Below are 3,126 nucleotides of genomic sequence, written 5' to 3' on the forward strand. Positions count from 1 at the left end.
ACATCTGGCATGTGCTCCTCCCCTGAAAGCGCCACCACGGCGCTGCCCGGACACAATACGTGCCCGCTGGAGGGGGCATCCACCCCATCAGTTCAGTCATCTACGTGAGGCTTGCCCGGCTGGTTCTTAGGCAGATGCGGATCAAGCGCCGCCCATGCCTCATCCGAAAGCCAGAATAGATCGCTCATGGCAGCCTCCGTCACGAAAAAACTCAATCCCGAACGGAATCAGTCAAATGCGTCAGCTATTTGATTGGCCCCTAACATAAGCTCAAAGCCGAGGATCGTCCGGCTGGCCAACTCGATGCCATTGTCCGACACGATCATACAGGGCCGACCGCGGCCGAAGACCTCGTTCAGCTCGCGCAAGGAGGATCTATGATGCACGCAATGTCGCCGATCGTGAGGCACCTCACGCCCGGCGCGTGTTTGTGGTGGTCATCCGGATCGCGGATCGGTGTCATTCAAAAAAAAAATTACCAAAAAGCGGAAGAGCAAGATAAATAAGCAACTCACGTGGACGACGAAGCGTAAAAAATAAGCTTTTACTGGAAATTACGAATCTATAAGCGCATAGAGAGTCACATATAGGGCGATAGCAATATGGGGATGCGGAAAAAACTTCTAATTACCGGTGGAGCCGGAATGGTAGCGCAAAACATGTTGCGGCACCCGCTTCTCGCAAAATGGGTGGTTCAGTCCCCATCATCTTCCGAGCTCGATCTCCGCGATCCCGGTGCTGTGCGGCGCTATTTTTTCCATCATAAGCCCGACGCCGTAATCCACGCGGCGGGGGTAGTGGGGGGGATTCAAGCAAATATTCAAAACCCTCTGCGATTTCTGGCCGATAATACGTTGATGGGCGTAAATGTAGTGGCGGCATGTGTTGATTGCCGGATTGAATTACTAATCAATATAGCCTCCAGCTGCATGTATCCGCGCGCCATTGGGAGTGGGTTGACTGAGAATGATATTCTGAGTGGGCCGCTTGAGTCTACAAACGAGGGGTATGCCCTGGCGAAGATCGTGACAATGCGGATGTGCGAATACGCTGTCAGAGAAAAACAAAATTTGATCTATCGCACATTGGTCCCATGCAATCTATACGGAAAGTGGGATAAATTTGACGACAGCAAATCGCACCTACTAGCCGCAATCATCAAGAAAATTTCTCACGCAAAGGCAACAAATAGTCGGTCTGTTGAGGTGTGGGGAGATGGGATGGCAAGAAGGGAATTTATGTACGCATCCGATTTCGCGGAGGCTATTTTGATGGCCGTTGAAGATCCGCTTAAAATTCCCGAAGTGATGAATGTGGGCGTAGGGCACGACTATACAGTGAATGAATATTACAACATTGCAGCCAATGTAATTGGGTGGAGTGGGGATATTGTCCACAATATGTCTAAGCCAGTAGGGATGGCGCGGAAATTGCTTGACGTTTCGCGGCAGATCCAGTGGGGATGGTATCCCAAAACCTCGATTGAGGATGGAATTCGAGAAACTTACTCCTATTATAAGGAGTTGAAGGCAAAATGAGTGTTCGGTTCCCGCTCTCTGTTTCGACATGGAATAACGCTGAGGTGTCTGCAATTCAACGAGTGCTTCAATCGGGGCAGTATACAATGGGGCCGGAGGTTTCTTTGTTCGAAAAGGAATTCTCTGCATATTTTGGCTCACGTTATGCTGTAATGGTAAATTCGGGATCATCTGCGAATTTGCTTATGATCGCGGCACTGAGATATGTCAAAGATCTTAGCTATCGCCTAAGCCCCGGAGACGAGGTGATTGTTCCGGCAATCGCCTGGGCCACCTCGTTCTATCCACTGTATCAGTATGGTCTAAGGCTGCGATTTGTAGACATTGACGTAGATACGTTATCCTACGACATATCAATGTTAAAGGCCGCCATTACATCGAGAACAAAGTGTATTTTGGCTGTTAATTTGCTGGGAAATGCGCAGAACTATGGCGAGATGTTGTCTCTGGCAGTAGAAAACGGAATTTTTCTACTTGAAGACAACTGCCAGTCAATGGGCGCTAGTTACAACGGTAAATGTGCTGGAACTTTTGGTGTGATGGGAACGTTTTCGACGTTTTACTCTCATCATATATCAACGATGGAGGGAGGGGTTGTCGTCACGGACAACGAGGAGCTGTTTCATATACTCTTATCTCTCCGCGCTCATGGTTGGACTCGAAACCTTCCACATGAAAATAAGGTGACTGGATTTAAATCTGAAGACGAATTTGTGGAAAGTTTTAAATTCGTGCTGCCGGGCTATAATGTCAGGCCGACCGAGATTTCTGGTGCGATTGGAGTAGAGCAGCTTAAGAAGCTTCCTTATCTGGTCCGTCGACGGCGAGAGAATGCGGTGAGATTCAATCAGGCGTTCTCGGATCATCCTGCATTCCGAATCCAGAAAGAGCTTGGAGAGTCCAGTTGGTTTGGGTTTGCCATCATAGCTCGGCGCAACGAAAAGTGGAGTAGAAATGAAATTTTGCGAAAATTTAAGGACACTGGATTCGAGTGTAGGCCCATTTCGACTGGGAATTTCACAAAAAATCCGGTGCTAAAATTGATGGACTGTGACGTTAGTGGAGGCATAAAAAATGCAGAATTTATAGATGCGTGCGGGTTTTTTATTGGCAACAATCATGTTGACAATTCAGATGCCGTAGATGCAATTTCTTCAATTGCATTTTAGATTAATGCTATAGTTGTCCAAAATTAGATGCAGAGTTTTGGGTGTCGCATTTTGCGTTCGGCTCAGGTATTTGGTGGCATCCGAGAGTTCGGATGCGGCTTGAAGGTTTTCTGGTTGGCTTTTCTCCAGCTACCTCGAGAGGCCGGCTGATGCCCTGGCGCAGGAAGCAACGGTGTAGAGCTGAGCGGGTCAGGCGCGGCTCAAGGCTGGCAAGACATAGAGGCAATCGTCCAGCGGCAGGAGCATATGCCTACGGGGACCACCGCGATGGCCTCTTCCTCCGGCGTCAGGACGGTCAAGCGAGGGGCCCTTGGCCCCATCGGCGCTCGGGCAGCTCGCCGAGCAGCGTGGCCAGCACCGTGGGACCGATGCCTGGCACGGCCGTCAGCAGAGCGGCCTGGGCCGAAAGGGCGCTGTCG

General features: G+C 50.0%; 2 protein-coding genes and 2 pseudogenes. 2 read left to right on the top strand and 2 right to left on the bottom strand.

Features of this window, described 5'->3' with window-relative positions:
• Positions 1–95 precede the first annotated feature (95 nt).
• A pseudogene (locus YU1_RS33805) lies at positions 96–188 on the bottom strand (IS5/IS1182 family transposase); the annotation flags it as partial.
• 420 nt (positions 189–608) lie between these two features.
• Here YU1_RS33805 and YU1_RS33175 point away from each other — a divergent pair.
• Together YU1_RS33175 and YU1_RS33180 are read left to right on the top strand one after the other, a co-directional pair.
• The gene (locus YU1_RS33175) at positions 609–1,538 is read left to right on the top strand and encodes an NAD-dependent epimerase/dehydratase family protein (protein ID WP_084540142.1); all 930 of its coding nucleotides are present in this window, start codon (positions 609–611) and stop codon (positions 1,536–1,538) included.
• The gene (locus YU1_RS33180; RefSeq protein WP_084540141.1) at positions 1,535–2,707 is read left to right on the top strand and encodes a DegT/DnrJ/EryC1/StrS family aminotransferase; all 1,173 of its coding nucleotides are present in this window, start codon (positions 1,535–1,537) and stop codon (positions 2,705–2,707) included. Before YU1_RS33175 ends, YU1_RS33180 begins: the two co-directional genes overlap by 4 nt.
• 106 nt (positions 2,708–2,813) lie before the next feature.
• On the opposite strand, the pseudogene YU1_RS34625 reads toward YU1_RS33180, so the two are convergent.
• Positions 2,814–3,033 (bottom strand): annotated as a pseudogene (locus tag YU1_RS34625) (IS481 family transposase); the annotation flags it as partial.
• Between the last annotated feature and the right edge of the window lie 93 nt (positions 3,034–3,126).

The organism is Azorhizobium doebereinerae UFLA1-100 (genome assembly GCF_000473085.1).
Taxonomy (GTDB): Bacteria; Pseudomonadota; Alphaproteobacteria; order Rhizobiales; family Xanthobacteraceae; genus Azorhizobium; species Azorhizobium doebereinerae.